Below are 16767 nucleotides of genomic sequence, written 5' to 3'. Positions count from 1 at the left end.
GACCTGTCGGTTTCGTGTCTTCTTTTGGGATTGCTTAAACGCCTGGCTCTTTGTGCAGCCGACGACATGCAGTGCCATCCTCGCGGAACAGATGGCAACGCTCTGGCGGCAAACCGATAGCGAATGTGGCACCCTCTTCTACCAACACCACGTCATTCTGGCGGTAGACCAGGTTCTGACGGATGGCGGGGATCTGGATATGAATCTGTGTTTCGTGACCAAGTTGTTCGACGACCTGAACTTCACCTTCCAGCGTCACATCGGCGATGTGGCTCGGCAGTAAATGTTCAGGACGAATACCGAGGGACATGTTGGCCCCCACCTGTACGTTGGCGCTGTCGACCGGCAGCCAGACTTGCTGACGGTTTGGCAACTCCACCTGTACCTGTTCAATGGCTGTCGCCGTGACTTTGACGGGCAGGAAGTTCATCTTTGGCGAGCCAATAAAGCCCGCAACAAAGCGGTCTGCCGGATAGTGATAAAGCTCCAGCGGTTTACCCACCTGTGCCACGCGGCCTGCGTCCAGAACCACAATTTTGTCAGCCAGCGTCATCGCTTCGACCTGATCGTGGGTGACGTAAATCATCGTGCGGCCAAGACGTTTATGCAGACGGGAGATTTCGATACGCATCTGGACGCGCAGCGCGGCATCCAGGTTAGAAAGCGGTTCATCCAGCAGGAAGACGCGTGGTTCGGCCACCAGCGTACGGCCAATCGCGACGCGCTGACGCTGACCACCGGAAAGCGCCTTCGGTTTACGCTCCAGCAGGTGTGCCAGCTGTAACACTTCCGCCACCTGCGTGACGCGCTGGTTAATCACCTCTTTTTTCGCCCCCGCCAGCTTCAGGCCAAAGGACATGTTCTCGGCGACGGAGAGATGGGGATAAAGTGCATAAGACTGGAACACCATGCCAACGCCACGTTCGGCAGGCGGAATGTCGTTCATTCGGGTATCACCAATCAGCAAATCACCGCTGGTGATGGTTTCAAGACCGGCAATCATACGCAGCAGAGTTGATTTACCGCAGCCAGATGGGCCAACAAACACCACGAATTCACCTTCGTGGATGTCGAGATTGATGTCTTTTGACACCACTACGTCGCCCCAGGCTTTCGTTACATTACGCAGCTGTACGCTCGCCATGCCCTTCTCCCTTCGTTACAACCTGTCACCGACAGAAACATTCAAGATAAGTTCACTATGGGGTATCCATTACTTTCGCGAATCCTCCACCCCCCGGCTTTTTTATGGGGGAGGAGGCGGGAGGATGAGAGAGCAGGCTCTGCGACCGCAGCTGGCGGGCTGAGGCAAAATTCGTGAAGCCACCTGCAAAATTCAGCGTGTTTTTATGTGCGCCAGCACTCATAACTTAAATTTATGCAAACCAGATCACAAAACCGGGGGGTGGGGCGTTGGGGTTGGGAGGATGGAAAGAGGATGTCAAATAAGGAGACTGAGTGACGTTGAACCACCTTATGTATCCACGAGCACATCACCAAAAAAGGATGGCAGATATGAAGATCAAGACTGGCGCACGCGTTTTCGCATTGTCCGCCCTTGCAGCAATGATGATTTCCGCACCGGCTCTCGCCAAAATTGAAGAAGGTAAGCTGGTTATCTGGATTAACGGCGACAAAGGCTATAACGGCCTGGCCGAAGTGGGTAAAAAATTCGAAAAAGACACCGGTATCAAAGTCACCGTAGAACACCCGGACAAGCTGGAAGAGAAATTCCCGCAGGTTGCGGCAACCGGTGACGGCCCGGACATCATCTTCTGGGCGCATGACCGTTTCGGGGGTTATGCACAATCCGGCCTGCTGGCGGAAGTCACGCCTGATAAAGCCTTCCAAGACAAACTGTTCCCGTTCACCTGGGACGCCGTTCGCTATAACGGCAAGCTGATCGCTTATCCCATTGCAGTAGAAGCCCTGTCTCTGATTTATAACAAAGACCTGGTGCCTAACCCGCCGAAAACCTGGGAAGAGATCCCGAAACTGGATAAAGAGCTGAAAGCGAAAGGTAAGAGCGCGCTGATGTTCAACCTGCAGGAGCCGTACTTCACCTGGCCGCTGATTGCTGCCGATGGCGGTTACGCGTTCAAGTTTGAAAACGGCAAATATGACGTCAAAGACGTGGGCGTGGACAACGCGGGCGCGAAAGCGGGTCTGACCTTCCTGGTCGATCTGATCAAGAACAAACACATGAACGCGGATACCGATTACTCCATCGCGGAAGCGGCGTTCAACAAAGGCGAAACCGCGATGACCATCAACGGTCCGTGGGCCTGGACCAACATCGACAAGAGCAAAATCAACTACGGCGTGACGCTGCTGCCAACCTTCAACGGCAAGCCGTCTAAACCGTTTGTTGGCGTGCTGAGCGCAGGTATCAACGCCGCCAGCCCGAACAAAGAGCTGGCGAAAGAGTTCCTCGAAAACTACCTGCTGACCGATCAGGGTCTGGATGAAGTGAACAAGGACAAACCGCTGGGTGCCGTTGCGCTGAAATCCTTCCAGGATCAGCTGGCAAAAGACCCACGTATCGCGGCAACCATGGATAACGCCCAGAAAGGCGAAATCATGCCGAACATCCCACAGATGGCCGCGTTCTGGTATGCCACCCGTACTGCGGTAATTAACGCCGCAAGCGGTCGTCAGACTGTCGATGCCGCGCTGAAAGATGCGCAGGGTCGTATTACTAAGTAATGCCGTAGTCCCCTCTCCCTCTGGGAGAGGGTTAGGGTGAGGGTTGTCGCTATCCGTACGCCCTCACCCCGGCCCTCTCCCCCAGGAGAGGGAGAAAAGATCAAACGTTGTAGAGGAAGAACCCCATGGATGTCATTAAAAAGAAACATTGGTGGCAAAGCGACGTGCTGAAGTGGTCAGCGATCGGTCTGCTCTGTCTGCTGGTGGGTTACCTTGTTGTTTTAATGTACGTACAAGGGGAATATCTGTTCGCCATCATGACGCTGATTTTAAGCTCTGCTGGCCTGTATATTTTCGCCAACCGTAAGGCGTATGCCTGGCGTTATGTCTATCCGGGCGTGGCCGGGATGGGGCTGTTTGTCCTGTTCCCGCTGATCTGTACTATCGCTATCGCATTCACTAACTACAGCAGCACCAACCAGCTCGCGCAAGAGCGCGCCACTCAGGTGCTTCTGGACCGTTCTTATCAGGCAGGCAAGACCTTCAACTTTGGTTTGTATCCTGCGGGTGACGAATGGAAATTAGCACTGACTGACGGCGAGAGCGGCAAAACCTATATTTCCGACGCTTTCAAATTTGGCGGCGAGCAGAAGCTGGCCTTAAAAGAGGCCCCTGCCCTGCCGGAAGGCGAACGCGCTAACCTGCGTATCATTACCCAGAACCGTCAGGCGCTGACTCAGCTCACCGCCGTGCTGCCAGATGAAAGCAAAGTGACCATGAGCTCGCTGCGCCAGTTTTCCGGCACGCAGCCACTCTATACTCTGGCGGATGACGGCACGCTGACGAATAACCAGAGCGGCGTGAAGTACCGTCCGAACAACGATATTGGTTTCTATCAGTCTGTAAACGCCGACGGCAGCTGGGGCGATGACAAACTCAGCCCGGGCTATACCGTGACTATCGGCTGGGACAACTTTACCCGCGTGTTTACCGACGAAGGGATCCAGAAGCCGTTCTTTGCTATCTTCGTCTGGACGGTGGTCTTCTCCGTATTGACGGTACTCCTGACCGTTGCCGTGGGTATGGTGCTGGCCTGCCTCGTGCAGTGGGAAGCCCTGAAAGGCAAAGCGATCTACCGCGTGCTGCTGATCCTGCCGTATGCCGTACCGTCGTTTATCTCAATTCTGATTTTCAAAGGGCTGTTTAACCAGAGCTTCGGTGAAATCAACATGATGCTGAGCGCGCTGTTCGGCATCAAACCGGCCTGGTTCAGCGACCCGACCACCGCCCGTTCGATGATTATCATCGTCAACACCTGGCTGGGTTATCCGTACATGATGATCCTGTGCATGGGCCTGCTGAAGGCTATCCCGGACGACCTGTACGAAGCCTCGGCAATGGATGGCGCGGGTCCGTTCCAGAACTTCTTTAAGATTACGCTGCCGCTGCTCATCAAGCCGCTGACTCCGCTGATGATTGCCAGCTTTGCCTTCAACTTTAATAACTTCGTGCTGATTCAGCTGTTGACCAACGGTGGCCCGGATCGTCTCGGTACCACCACGCCAGCCGGCTATACCGATCTGCTCGTGAGCTACACCTATCGCATCGCCTTTGAAGGCGGCGGCGGTCAGGACTTTGGGCTGGCGGCAGCGATTGCCACCCTGATCTTCCTGCTGGTTGGCGCGCTGGCGATAGTGAACCTGAAAGCCACACGTATGAAATTTGACTAAGGAGGGCATCGATCATGGCTATGGTACAACCCAAATCTCAGAAACTGCGCCTCCTGGCGACACATTTAGGGCTGCTGATTTTTATTGCGGCGATCATGTTCCCGCTGCTGATGGTCATCGCCATCTCCCTGCGTTCGGGTAACTTCGCTACCGGCAGCCTGATCCCGGACGAAATCTCCTGGGAGCACTGGAAGCTTGCGCTGGGCTTCAGCGTGGAGCATGCCGATGGCCGCGTTACGCCGCCGCCGTTCCCGGTACTGCTGTGGCTGTGGAACTCGGTTAAAGTGGCCACCATCACCGCGATCGGCATCGTGACGCTCTCCACCACCTGTGCGTACGCCTTCGCCCGTATGAAGTTCCCGGGCAAGGCTTCACTGCTGAAAGGGATGCTGATTTTCCAGATGTTCCCGGCGGTACTGTCTCTGGTCGCGTTGTATGCCTTGTTTGACCGCCTGGGGCAGTATGTGCCGTTTATCGGCCTCAACACCCACGGCGGCGTGATCTTCGCCTATCTTGGCGGCATCGCCCTGCATGTGTGGACCATCAAAGGCTATTTCGAAACCATCGACGGCTCGCTGGAAGAAGCGGCGGCGCTGGATGGCGCGACACCATGGCAGGCGTTCCGTCTGGTTCTGCTGCCGCTGTCGGTGCCTATCCTGGCGGTGGTGTTTATCCTGTCGTTTATCGCCGCCATCACCGAAGTGCCGGTCGCGTCTCTGTTACTGCGTGATGTGAATAGTTACACCCTGGCCGTGGGTATGCAGCAATACCTCAACCCGCAAAACTACCTGTGGGGCGACTTTGCCGCGGCGGCCGTACTCTCTGCCATCCCGATTACCGTGGTGTTCCTGCTGGCGCAGCGCTGGCTGGTCAACGGCCTGACGGCGGGCGGTGTGAAAGGTTAAGTTTCATCTGTTATGCCACTGCAACCCTCAACTTTAGACGTATTGTATTAACCCAACTTGTGACTGTTGTTAGGCGCTCTTCGGAGCGCCATTTTTTTATGGGTCAGACACGCACAAAGTCAGTCTCAAAGTTAAAGGTATGCCAGAGATGGCGGGCGCAGGAGTATTCAAACAGCTTGCCGTTATCGAGAAATGCCGTCTGCTCCACCTGAATAAGCGTGGTGGGTTCGGTCAGCTCCAGCCACACCCTTTCCTGCTCGCTGGCGTTTCGCCCGGTGACTTTCATATGTGCGCTATGGACGGTACACCCCAGTTCATGGGTAATGTACGCGTAAATGGAATGCTGAACATGGCTCAGAGCCAGACGAGGAAACAGCGCGACAGGCATCCATGTGTACTCCACGATGGAAGGGATCTCCGCTATGACGCGTACCCTGTGGATTTCATGCACCAGTTCACCCTCAGGGATTTGCAATTTTTGCGCGATATCGGCAGAGGCAGGCACGGCGGTATATAACTGCACGCGAGTGGTAAGGGTTTTCCCCTGAGTGGCGCAGCGCTGCGCGGTGCCTATCAGGTGTGAGTTGCTTGCCGCAGAAACCTGGCGCTTAACAAACGAGCCTAGCCCACGCTTGCGCAGCACCAGTCCCTCGCGGACGAGCAAATCCAGCGCTTTGGTGATGGTTAGCTCGCTACATCCAAATTCAGCGGCGAGCCTTGCCCCTTCGGGCAATTTTTTGTCGGGAGCATAGATGCCCACCATAATGCGCCGCCGCACTTCATGGTAGATCTCCATATACTTAGGCATAACGCTCTCCGCAAACGGCCCCTTACAGGGCCGACTCAAATTAACGAGACAGGGATGCAGCCATACGCACCCAGGTGTGCCGTCGGCCACGGATAGCGAGGGATAAGGCATTCAGCGCTTCCGGGTCGGCCATGCCTGCCACCCCTGCGTCGCCAAAATTATGCATGTCGCTACCGCAACGTTTACTGGCCAGGCCAATGTCGCGCACCGTAGCACAATCCGCACCTTCCTGACTACTGCTCAGCGTGGTGATGGCAAGCCCTCCCAGCGACTGCACTGCCTGCGCAATGTGGCTGACGCGTCCTTCCGATGCCCCCCGGCATCCGCCTGGTGCCGAAAAGATAGCGCCATCTGCGCCTGCACTGATATAGCCAGCATACTCCTGGGGTTGCGCCAGACCAGAAGTATAAAATTTCGCGGCCAGAATCAGCTTATCGGTTTGCGCCCTGAGCGCCGCTATCGCCTGACACATACGCCCGGCCGTCACCCCGGGTTTGTCATAGCCGGTCAGGCAGTAAAAATCCGCATGCCGCACTGCCTCCAGATGCGCAGGCAGAAAAGCGCCGGGGCTGGAGAGATCGTCTGCGGGCAGGACTTCAAAATTAACGCCTGTTAAACGCCCCGTCAGGCATTTCACCTGGCTGACAGGATCGGCGCCAAAACGTTCTTCTCCGCCGTTCAATGCGGGCCGCTGAAAATGGATCCCCTTGAGCAGCAGAAGGTCGGCGCCAAACGCGCACAACAATTCCGCATTCGTCACCTCTGCAAACAGCGGGGGCGCCTGCACGGCAATTTCGGCCATAATGACGCGCCCTTCGCTGGCGCTGATGGCATCTCGTAAGCTATCGCCGGTAATGGGGCCACGAAAGTCGCTGGCCCGGCAATTCAGAAGCCGTTTCATCTTTACGCCTCCTCTTCGAGAGAAACGATGGCAGGCGTTGGCTGTTGAAATGCCTTTTGCAAAATGTCGAGATTGGTTAACGCTTCATGCTCGCTGACATAGTTGGCCTTGCCTGAGGAGAGTGTGTCGTAAAGCGCGTCATAAACGCGTCCGTAGTCGCCGGGCACCGCCGACAGTTCCTCCCGGACAGAACATCCTGCGTCATCGATATACTCCAGCACCGCGCATTCACGATCTTCACCAAACCCTGGGTGCCCAGGCATAATGCCCGCCTTCAGGCTGGTTTCCTGCTGGTCGATACCATAGCGAATAAACGAGCCTCTCGTACCGTGTACCGTGAATCTCGGCGCGGGTATTTTCACCAGATGGCTGGTTTTCACGATCGCGGTCGTCTTCGGGTAATAGAGGTGAACAGTGAAGGCGTCGTCAGGGTTGAGCGGGTTTCTCTGGCGCTGAAGATGGTACCCGACCTGCTGCGGACGCCCCAGCAGGGCGATAATTTGATCGAGCGTATGCACGCCAAGGCCATAAAACGCGCCGTCGAAATAACTGCCGGGACAGGTTTCCGACGCCGGGCGAAAATAGTCAAAATGGCTTTCGATCTCGACAATTTCCCCCAGTTTACCGCTCTCAATCGCCTGTTTCATGGTCAAATAACAGCTATCAAAACGTCGGTTCTGAAACGGAGAGACGGTTAAGCCCTTTTCTCTCGCCAGAGCAAACAGCGTTTTCGCTTCTTCTGGGGTGGTTGTAAAAGGTTTCTCGACCAGCACGTTTTTGCCATGTGCCAGACATAGCCGGGCATACTCAAAATGGCTATCAGGATGGGTGCAAATAACCACCAGCTGAAGCGTATTGTCTTCCAGAATATCCTGCAGCCGGGAGGTAAAACAGATGTGTTGATAGTGCGGCTGCGCTTCAACCTCTGGCTTACGCGCAATATCATAAATACGCTTTACGTTGTATTTATCCTTGCGGCATAAAACATAAGGGAGATGATAGCGCGTGGCGCTTTTACCAAAGCCAATATAGGCGCAGTTAATCATACGGATTCCTTTTTAAAGTATGGCAGGGCGGTATGAATTACCGCCGGTCCATCAAGTTTGCTGAAGTGCTGAGGGTCAAGGGGGATCACCGGGCAGTGGTGATTGATATCCTGAAGAATGGTTTCCTGGAGATACGCGATTTGCGGCCCCAGCAATATAAGCTGGGCGTTTTTATATTCATCGACCAGTTTACCTGCATTCACGGCATATACGTTGAGCGTACAATTTTGGCTTTCGCAATATTTTCGCATTTTGCTGGCCATCAAAGAGGTCGACATGCCTTCATTGCAGGCCAGAATAATGGTTTTCCCATCCAACCGATGAATATCATTGTCCTCCTGCGGCGTTATTTCTGACTCAGAGGCGAGAGTATTAATTATCGTTTCATTGCTGCGTTTGATTAACGAACGCTCATAGGCGGTTAGAAAAGGTAAATAGATTACGACCCCAAGCGCTAATAGCAGGATCTGCAAAATGACATTACGAAAATCACCGCCGGATCCGAGCCAGCCAGAAATAAGCGGAGGCACTGACCAGGGAACGTAGGCAACAATTTTTGAGACCCACCCCCAGGCGGTTGCAAAGTACGCGATTGTAAAATTAATTTGCGGATAAAGGATAAAAGGGATCATCATTAACGGGTTGTAGAGCACCGGGAAACCAAAAATGACCGGCTCGTTAATATTAAAAATGCCTGGGGCAATCACCGTTCTGGAAAAGTTACGGTGGCTGGACATATGGCTTCGAACAAACACTGCCAGCAGCATGGCCAGCGTGCTCCCGGTTCCTCCCATATGACCATACAGATCGCGAAATGGCAGAACGATAATATGGGGTGGGATCTGCCCGCTGGCAAAGGCGGACATGTTCTCCTGCATCGCTACCAGCAAGGGAGGTTCAAGAATGGGATTAATAATCCCACCCGGATGTATCCCCAACGAAAAGAGAAGATTTGTCAGGGTCGTTAACACCAGAAAACCGGATAAATTAGTCGTTAAATGTACCAGCGGCGCCTGGATGAGATGCTGAATCAGCGCCGGGATTTCAGTATGAAGGAAAAGATTAACGCTAAATGCAACCAGCGCGAAAATAGCGACGGTTAGCATAATTGAAAACATCGACTGGAAGGATTGTACCACCATGGAAGGCACATCATCTCCTAGCCGGATCTGTAATTTTTTATTTTTCGAAATCCATAAAAAAAGATTTGTTGATAACACCGCCGTCAGTATTGCCAGAAAGACACCGCCAGCATTGGTACTGCCATAGGAGACCATCCCGGTAAGCCGAACCTGCTGACCATCGGCCAGGGTTTGCACGGTTTCAATGGGCATTAATGCATAAAACACCGCCAGCGCAACCATAGCGGGAATAACTGGCGTAGGGTGTTTTTTCTTACTGGCAATATGATACGCAATTAATATCACCAGCATCAGCGATAAAATATTCATTGTTCCGTTAAGAACGCGCTCGCCAATATTGCGTAGCTGTACCAGGGTGTCAGTGGATAACAGACCGCTCAATATGCCTTTCGGATCGAGAAAAACATAATTAAGCATGATGAAGAGTCCAGCCAGGACAAGGAACGGAACAGTAATAATAAAACTGTCCCGTAGACTTCGAAGATGGACTTCTGATGCCAGCTTTTGCGAGACGTCAGTTATCCGCTCCAGTATTGAAGAGTGGGCCATGCAGATCACCTGTCGAATAGATTAAGTATGTGGCAGTTAATTTCAGTACCGCGTATGCCTGAACTGCCACACATTTAAAACTATATATTTTTAAATTAAATCTATATAGATCACATTTTGACCGCATCTCTTCCGCGTCAGAGCGCCTATTCGCGCTTCAGCCGCTTCGAATTACACAACCAGAGCGTGATCACCAGCAGCAGGATCGCCGCCGAGTAGATCAGCACATCAAGGGGAGATTTATGATCGACGATGATCAGCCGCACTATCGCGGTGATCCCAATGTAGACAAAATAGCGCAGCGGGAAGTGAAAGCCTGACTGGAAATACTTCACAATCAGGGCGATAAATTCAAAGTAGAGAAAGTAGACCACCAGGCCTTCCACCAGCGCATATTTGCTGGTTTGCTCGGGGGCGAACAGTACATCCGCCAGATGCACCGTCTCTTTACCCAAAAAGACGACCAGGATCAGGCCAAGGCTCAGCAGACCGAGGTTGAGCACGGTCTGGAGGATAGTTGAGATGAACTCAACGCGCGGGCGAGTCAGGGATGTCATACAGCACCTCATTCTCCAGGGCGAGGTTCCTGTATAACGCAAAAATGTGACGTGGATCTATATTTTTTAATTATGTTTTATGTACGGAGGTAACGAATGGAGTGCAGACCTACCGGGGTTCGCAACGTAACCTGTGGTGAAAATGTCACCCTGTATGAGCCCTGCAATCTCTATGACTGCGTGCTTGGCAACGGTGTGTTTATCGGCCCGTTTGTTGAAATTCAAGGCAATACGCGCATTGGCGACGAGAGCAAAATTCAGTCGCACACCTTCATTTGCGAGTACGTCACCCTGGGCGAACGCTGTTTCATTGGCCATGGGGTGATGTTTGCCAACGATATGTTTCGCGACGGCAAACCCAATGCTGACCGGAACAGCTGGGGACACATTACCGTGGGAAATGATGTGTCGATAGGCAGCGGGGCGACCATCCTGGCGGTCTCCATCTGCGACGGGGTGGTGATTGGTGCGGGGAGCGTGGTGACCAAATCCATCACCGAGAAAGGCGTTTATGCGGGAAACCCGGCGAGGCTGCTGCGCCGCTTGTGAGTTGCCCGGTGGCGCAAGCGCTTACCGGGCCTACAACAGAAAAGGATGAGGGTTATCAGCGGAAGTTAATGTTCTTATCGCTGGTCATGTCATACAGCTGGAACTTACGACCCAGCTGCTGGCCCCCGTCGCGCGTCAGCGGCGTCCAGCCAATGGCCGCACGGCTGCGGGTTGGACCGGATGAGAACAGATCCAGCGGAATCGACACATACACCCCTTTGGTGAAGTCCCCTTCCCCGTATTCGTCCGGCGAGACGTTGGTGATAGTGGCGTAACCACCCACCACCACTCCGCTGTCGAAGTGTTTGGAGATATCCAGCGTGCCGCCCTTATCGCCCGCCAGGTACTGACCCACGCTGGCTTTCACCAGCACGTCCTGGGCGAACGACGGTGTCCAGTAGGCCGTCAGGTGGCCGGTTTTCACGCTATAGTCGGTGAACTTCATCATGTCCTGCGCGCTGCGCCAGTCACGCTGTTTAACATAGTTAGCATCAATACCAAACGCCCAGTTGCTGTCCACCGGACGATAAAGCACTTCCGCCCCCGCGCCGCCATACATGGTTTCCAGATAACCGCCGTAGACCTGGCCGTAGAAGCCATTGCCGAAGTACTGGAAGTAGTTGGCCTGCAGGTTATTTACGTAGGCATCGTTCTGCACGTACTCACGCACGCGGGTACGTACGCGCGGCAGCTTCGAGTCGTTCGGCGGGTTAGTGTAGTTGAACTTGTCGTAGTTGTTGGCAATGTTGCCAAACAGGCTGCCGGTGGTCAGCAGGTGGTCGGTCACCCACAGATCCGCCGTTGCCATCACGCCCAACTGGTACATGTAGAAGTTTTCCGGCCCGCCGACAGACTGGTTTAGCACCGGGTCGATGTGGAAATCGAAGCGCGATTTATCGATATACCAGCCCTGCTCGGTCGTCTCCGGCACGATCGGCTCAACGCGTTTTTGTACCAGCTCGGTTTCATGCCCCAGCGGCTCGCCCTCCAGATGGCGCTTCAGACTGGCCACGTCCGTTTCCGTCGTCACTTGCGGCAGGTTCAGGCGGTTCTCCGTTACGCGGATCGTGCGGATCCCCTCCGGCAGATCGTTCATGATGATCCGGTTGGCACGTTCGATCCCTTCCCGCGAGTCGCGGTATTTCACCTGCTCACCGGTCACGTACAGCGTATCGCCTTTCACCTGGATTTTCGGATCCGCCAGACCGGCGTTGTACTTCAACAGCGTCAGCTGGTTGGCCACCACGGAGTGCTGCAGAATGGCATCCTGCGGCTCCGGCTGGTACGCAGGCCGCGCGTTGTCGTTATAGTGCGGCCGCATGTCGTTAAAGTTAGTACGCAGCGTAAAGCCAAACATCACGGTGTTGCCGCGCTCGTAGCTGAGGTTAACGTCGGCCCAATCGGTGACGCGGTAAATGGCGCCGACGTTAAACTTGCTCTTTTGCTCAATCTTTCCGGCGAACTCTTGCGAGTAGTCGTTACCTTCATACTCCAGCTTCAGGCGCAGCGGCTGCCACGGCGTCTGATACTCCACGCCGCCAAACAGGGCAGCCGGGCCGTGGAACATCTGGTCACCGTTAATGGAACCCGCTTTCTGATAGCTGTTGTCGCGATAGCAGAATTTGTCGCTGTAGGTGCAGAACGGGTTTTTCACGTTGCCGCTGGTGCCGAGATAGCCCCAGCCAAGCCCCAGCGAGAAGTCAAACGGCCCCCAGGCCTTACTGGCGACAATGTACTCCGCGTCGAACAGGCCGGTACCGCCGATATCTTTGGCCCCCACGGAAACCTGCGGCATCCAGTAGCTCTCTTCCCACAGGCGCAGTTTGAGATCGAAGGCTTTGTCTTTGTAGGTCTGATCGCCGGAGAACGCATCCACGCTGCTGTACTGTTTCGTTCGTACGTCGGTGTAGCGCAGCGTGGTTTCGAGCCATGGGAACAGCTGTACGGATGCAGAATAGTAGCGGTACTGGTCGTTATCACGATAGTTAAGGCTAATTTCCCCTTCTCGCGCCATACGCGCGGTAGGGGTTTGCAGTAAACCGACGCCACCGAAGTCTGACTGAGACGGACCAATGGGTGCCGGATACGTTTCTGCATGACAGGCGGCACTCACACACAGTGCCAGCATGCTGTAGAGATAGGTCTTTTTCATTATTCCGGTATCCGCTGTGTCAGGGAATGAAGGATATCGGCATTCAGCCCGTCATATGCCTTCGTCCAGAAATGGTCGGCAAAACCGACAAAAATGATGCTGCCTGGCATGGGTTCGACATGCCGCTTGTTCCAGTAGGCAACCGGCGCCTTTTGCGTGTTCCCGTCAGGATAAATCACCCAGGCGTAGCTGTTATCCGCACCACTCAGCAGGCTCTGCTCGTCGAGATAGCTCGCCACGTCGCGGCCGGGAGTAAACGGTTTTTTACCCGGGCTGCTGATAAGCCCCATCACCGTGATGGTGGAAGGCTGCGCCGGGAGCCAGAGCGTGTAATCTCCCTCCAGGGCCGGATTACCTTTTTCCGTCACGCGGACTTCATCCGGATCGAGATTGATGTTTTGTCTTCCGGTAACCTTTAGCGCCAGAAGCTGCTGGCGAAGGCTGTTAATGGCTGCCGCATCGTCGCCGTCTTCCTGCTCTGCTAACCCCGTTAATCTGGCGAGCAGCGCCTTGTGCTTTTGTTCCGCCGCCACCGTTGCCTGCCGCTCAGCGATCACCGCACCTGGCCACCAGCTGTTTGCCAGCCTTGGCTGACCGACGAGATCAATCAGGTGGCCGGCGTTCGTCAACGTTTTGGGCTGCGTGCTGTCCGGCGTGTAGACCTTCACCGTCCCGGCAGACCAGGCGAGCGGTGTGGCAAAGCTTGCGATCAGCGCAACGCGAATAAGTGTTTTCATGATTTCGCGGCCTTGATCAGCGTGGTTTTAACCGGGAAGAATCCGGCACCCAAATATTGCAGGGACTGACGGATCTGCCCTTCATCATCCACCCAGAAACGGTTATGCCAGGTTGCCCGATCGGTCGTGACCTCTTCATCCAGTACGCGCACCCGGGTTTCGTCGCTGCCTACCCTGACGCTGTCCGTACCGTCCCAGCGGAAGGTAGAGCGGGCGGTGGCGTAACGCACCTGCTTGTGTTCCGTCCAGCCCATTGTCCGCGTCCAGCTTGCCCCGTCGGTGATCTGGTTCGGTTTGCTGAGCGGATCGGCCGCAAGGTTGTTGACCTCAAGAAGGTTATCGCCACCGAGCAGGGTTTTCACAATACGGCTATGTTGCGTCACGATGGTGGCCTGATCCTGCGTCACCCATTTCTGCTGCCCGTTTTCATCGAAAGCGAGCACCACAAACAGTTGCGGACCATCGTTGAGCTGCATGTACTGGCTGGCATACGGCATGTTCTGAAGTTCATCATCGGTCAAATGCACACCCGGCGTACCGAATATGCTGTCCCACAGTGAGTTGCCCAGCCCTTTGGTGGTGGCCGAGCACGCCTGCAACAGCAGGCAAATCAGGATGATTGCAGGTCGCTTCACGACTCTTCTCCGAAGGGGCGAAATAACCACACCGAAGTGTGGTTATGATTAAAACACCCGGAATTACTGGGTGCTGGTCGTCGTAGTGGTCGTGGTTCCGGTATTGGAGCCATCACCGCCACCGGTTGCCGCCAGCGCGACACCCACGGCTGAACTTACGGTGCTGGTGCTGGCCGCGGTAGAACTCCCCGCAGACGCAGACGTCGCTGCCGACCCTGCTGCTTCCCCGACCTGGACCGGAGCTGCATAGACAGATGTCGCCGCAAGTGCAGATATGGCAAAAATGCCATACAGTACTTTCTTCATAACAATTTCCCTTCAATGAATGAATGGAGATTTGCCCGAAAAGAAATTCAGGCGGATTCGAGTATACACAACTAAAGCAGAGGGATTGCCGTACGGATAAATAGAGAAAGGGTTTTCGGACTATTGGATAAATGTGAAGTATAAGAATAATTAACTAATAAATTATTTATTTAAAATCAAATAGATATAATTACATAAGGCGAAAGTAACTCTCCGTATAATCCTAAAATAAACCGCACTCATTAACGGGTTAAAAGGTATTTTCGGATAAAACTCATAACGGGAATTTGAGTTAAATAACAGACATCAGGAATTGTCTGATAAAAAAATGCCGGCATATCGCCGGCACGTTTTTATGACGATTTAATTACGCGCGCCATGCTTTATAACGGTTAATCAAACCATTTGTCGAGCTGTCGTGGCTGCTGATCGCTTTGTCATCACCCAGTTCAGGCAGAATACGGTTCGCCAGCTGTTTACCCAGCTCAACGCCCCACTGATCGAAGGTGAAGATGTTCAGGATTTCGCCCTGCGTGAAGATCTTATGCTCATACAGAGCAATCAGCGCACCCAGGCTGAGCGGCGTGATTTCACGCAGCAGGATGGAGTTGGTTGGACGGTTGCCTTCGAACACTTTGAACGGCACAACGTGTTCCAGGGTGGCCGGATCTTTACCCTGGTCACGATATTCCTGCTCTACCACCTCGCGGGATTTACCAAACGCCAGCGCTTCGGTCTGAGCAAAGAAGTTAGACAGCAGTTTAGGATGATGATCAGACAGTGGATTGTGGGTGATAGCCGGGGCGATGAAATCGCACGGTACCATTTTGGTCCCCTGGTGAATCAGCTGGTAGAACGCGTGCTGACCGTTGGTGCCTGGCTCACCCCAGATGATTGGGCCAGTCTGGTAATCCACCGCGTTGCCGTTACGGTCAACGTATTTACCGTTGGATTCCATATTGCCCTGCTGGAAGTAGGCCGCGAAGCGGTGCATGTACTGGTCGTACGGCAGGATCGCTTCGGTCTCTGCGCCGAAGAAGTTGTTGTACCAGATACCGATCAGCGCCAGCAGCACCGGCAGGTTTTTCTCAGGTGCGGTGGTGGAGAAGTGTTTGTCCATCGCGTGCGCACCGGAGAGCAGCTCAACAAAGTTGTCGAAGCCCACGGAGAGAATGATAGACAGGCCGATCGCAGACCACAGAGAGTAGCGGCCACCAACCCAGTCCCAGAACTCGAACATGTTCGCGGTGTCGATACCGAACTCGCCAACCGCTTTACCGTTGGTGGACAGCGCTGCGAAGTGTTTCGCCACGTGCTTGTTGTCACCTGCGGTTTTCAGGAACCAGTCGCGTGCGCTGTGGGCGTTGGTCATGGTTTCTTGGGTGGTGAAGGTTTTAGAAGCCACCAGGAACAGTGTAGTTTCCGGGTTCACGTTCTTCAGCACTTCGGCGATGTGGGTACCATCGACGTTGGAGACAAAGTGCATGTTGAGATGATTTTTGTATGGACGCAGCGCTTCGGTCACCATGAACGGGCCGAGGTCAGAACCGCCGATACCGATGTTCACCACGTCGGTGATGGCTTTGCCGGTGTAGCCTTTCCAGCTTCCGGAGATGATTGCTTCAGAGAAGGCTTTCATCTTTTCCAGCACCGCGTTCACTTCCGGCATCACATCTTTGCCGTCAACGATAATTGGCGTATTGCTACGGTTACGCAGAGCCACGTGCAGCACGGCACGGTCTTCGGTACGGTTGATCTTCTCACCGGAGAACATGGATTTGATGGCGTCTGCCAGTTCCGTCTCTTTCGCCAAATCCTGCAGTTTCGCCAGCGTCTCTTCGGTGATGCGGTTTTTGGAGAAATCCACCAGCATCAGATCATCGAAGGTCGCGGAGAATTTGTTGAAACGATCGGCATCTTTCGCGAACAGCTCCGCGATGGTGACGTCTTTCATTTCATCAAAATGTTTTTGTAGTGCCTGCCAGGCAGCGGTCTGCGTTGGGTTGATGTTTTTCATTAGCAATACTCTTCTGATTTGAGAATTGTGACTGCGGTCGATTGTAGCGCCTGCAAATAAAAATTGTGATGGTTTTTATGCCATTGC

The 16767-nt window shown here is 54.0% G+C and carries 15 protein-coding genes; 4 read left to right on the top strand and 11 right to left on the bottom strand.

The features are described 5' to 3' along the window. Positions 1–34 precede the first annotated feature (34 nt). Positions 35–1144: a maltose/maltodextrin ABC transporter ATP-binding protein MalK gene (malK, locus tag ACQG19_RS01430; RefSeq protein ID WP_008500080.1), complete on the bottom strand. Its 1110-nt coding sequence runs from the start codon at positions 1142–1144 to the stop codon at positions 35–37. A gap of 371 nt (positions 1145–1515) precedes the next feature. On the opposite strand from malK, the gene malE reads away from it, so the two are divergent. From malE to malG, 3 genes are all read left to right on the top strand, one after another. After that, on the top strand, positions 1516–2706 hold the full coding sequence (gene malE / locus ACQG19_RS01425) for a maltose/maltodextrin ABC transporter substrate-binding protein MalE (protein WP_014830274.1): 1191 nt from the start codon (positions 1516–1518) through the stop codon (positions 2704–2706). Between the two features lie 125 nt (positions 2707–2831). Then, positions 2832–4376, top strand: a complete 1545-nt coding sequence (gene malF, locus ACQG19_RS01420) for a maltose ABC transporter permease MalF (RefSeq protein ID WP_020686620.1) — start codon at positions 2832–2834, stop codon at positions 4374–4376. 14 nt (positions 4377–4390) lie between these two features. Continuing rightward, positions 4391–5281 carry a maltose ABC transporter permease MalG gene (gene malG / locus ACQG19_RS01415; protein WP_013095043.1) on the top strand — a complete coding sequence of 297 codons (891 nt, stop codon included), beginning with the start codon at positions 4391–4393 and terminating at the stop codon, positions 5279–5281. Positions 5282–5384: 103 nt separating this feature from the next. On the opposite strand, the gene ACQG19_RS01410 is transcribed toward malG, so the two are convergent. The 5 genes from ACQG19_RS01410 to psiE all read right to left on the bottom strand — a co-directional run bounded on the left by ACQG19_RS01410 (position 5385) and on the right by psiE (position 10284). Beyond that, entirely contained in the window at positions 5385–6089 is a 705-nt protein-coding gene (locus tag ACQG19_RS01410; protein ID WP_029882653.1) for a GntR family transcriptional regulator, read from the bottom strand. Between the two features lie 40 nt (positions 6090–6129). Next, positions 6130–6990 (bottom strand): hypothetical protein, encoded by an 861-nt coding sequence (locus ACQG19_RS01405; protein WP_045294813.1) that lies wholly within the window; start codon positions 6988–6990, stop codon positions 6130–6132. 2 nt (positions 6991–6992) lie between these two features. After that, a complete protein-coding gene (locus ACQG19_RS01400; RefSeq protein ID WP_058660669.1) occupies positions 6993–8036 on the bottom strand; it encodes an oxidoreductase in 1044 nt (347 codons plus the stop codon). Next, complete coding sequence (locus tag ACQG19_RS01395) at positions 8033–9727, bottom strand: PTS transporter subunit EIIC (protein WP_426725816.1); 1695 nt, start codon at positions 9725–9727, stop codon at positions 8033–8035. Before ACQG19_RS01395 ends, ACQG19_RS01400 begins: the two co-directional genes overlap by 4 nt. A 146-nt stretch (positions 9728–9873) precedes the next feature. Next, positions 9874–10284 carry a phosphate-starvation-inducible protein PsiE gene (psiE, locus tag ACQG19_RS01390; RefSeq protein WP_000202963.1) on the bottom strand — a complete coding sequence of 137 codons (411 nt, stop codon included), beginning with the start codon at positions 10282–10284 and terminating at the stop codon, positions 9874–9876. Between the two features lie 96 nt (positions 10285–10380). On the opposite strand from psiE, the gene ACQG19_RS01385 reads away from it, so the two are divergent. Further along, a complete protein-coding gene (locus tag ACQG19_RS01385; protein WP_094916507.1) occupies positions 10381–10833 on the top strand; it encodes an acyltransferase in 453 nt (150 codons plus the stop codon). Positions 10834–10888: 55 nt separating this feature from the next. On the opposite strand, the gene ACQG19_RS01380 is transcribed toward ACQG19_RS01385, so the two are convergent. The 5 genes from ACQG19_RS01380 to pgi all read right to left on the bottom strand — a co-directional run bounded on the left by ACQG19_RS01380 (position 10889) and on the right by pgi (position 16680). Continuing rightward, positions 10889–12985 (bottom strand): YjbH domain-containing protein, encoded by a 2097-nt coding sequence (locus tag ACQG19_RS01380; RefSeq protein WP_029882648.1) that lies wholly within the window; start codon positions 12983–12985, stop codon positions 10889–10891. Continuing rightward, positions 12985–13722: a capsule biosynthesis GfcC D2 domain-containing protein gene (locus ACQG19_RS01375; RefSeq protein WP_148790502.1), complete on the bottom strand. Its 738-nt coding sequence runs from the start codon at positions 13720–13722 to the stop codon at positions 12985–12987. The genes ACQG19_RS01380 and ACQG19_RS01375 overlap by 1 nt, the downstream gene beginning before the upstream one ends. Next, positions 13719–14357: a YjbF family lipoprotein gene (locus ACQG19_RS01370; protein WP_013095035.1), complete on the bottom strand. Its 639-nt coding sequence runs from the start codon at positions 14355–14357 to the stop codon at positions 13719–13721. Before ACQG19_RS01370 ends, ACQG19_RS01375 begins: the two co-directional genes overlap by 4 nt. Before the next feature lie 63 nt (positions 14358–14420). After that, positions 14421–14663 (bottom strand): exopolysaccharide production protein YjbE, encoded by a 243-nt coding sequence (gene yjbE, locus ACQG19_RS01365; RefSeq protein ID WP_013095034.1) that lies wholly within the window; start codon positions 14661–14663, stop codon positions 14421–14423. A gap of 367 nt (positions 14664–15030) precedes the next feature. Continuing rightward, positions 15031–16680, bottom strand: a complete 1650-nt coding sequence (gene pgi, locus ACQG19_RS01360; protein ID WP_246932728.1) for a glucose-6-phosphate isomerase — start codon at positions 16678–16680, stop codon at positions 15031–15033. Positions 16681–16767 lie beyond the last annotated feature (87 nt).

It is taken from the genome of Enterobacter cloacae complex sp. 277I4 (assembly GCF_050031465.1).
Taxonomy (GTDB): domain Bacteria; phylum Pseudomonadota; class Gammaproteobacteria; order Enterobacterales; family Enterobacteriaceae; genus Enterobacter; species Enterobacter cloacae.
The sequence above is the reverse complement of the archived record's forward strand: the minus strand, read 5'-3'. Positions and strand labels throughout refer to the sequence as shown.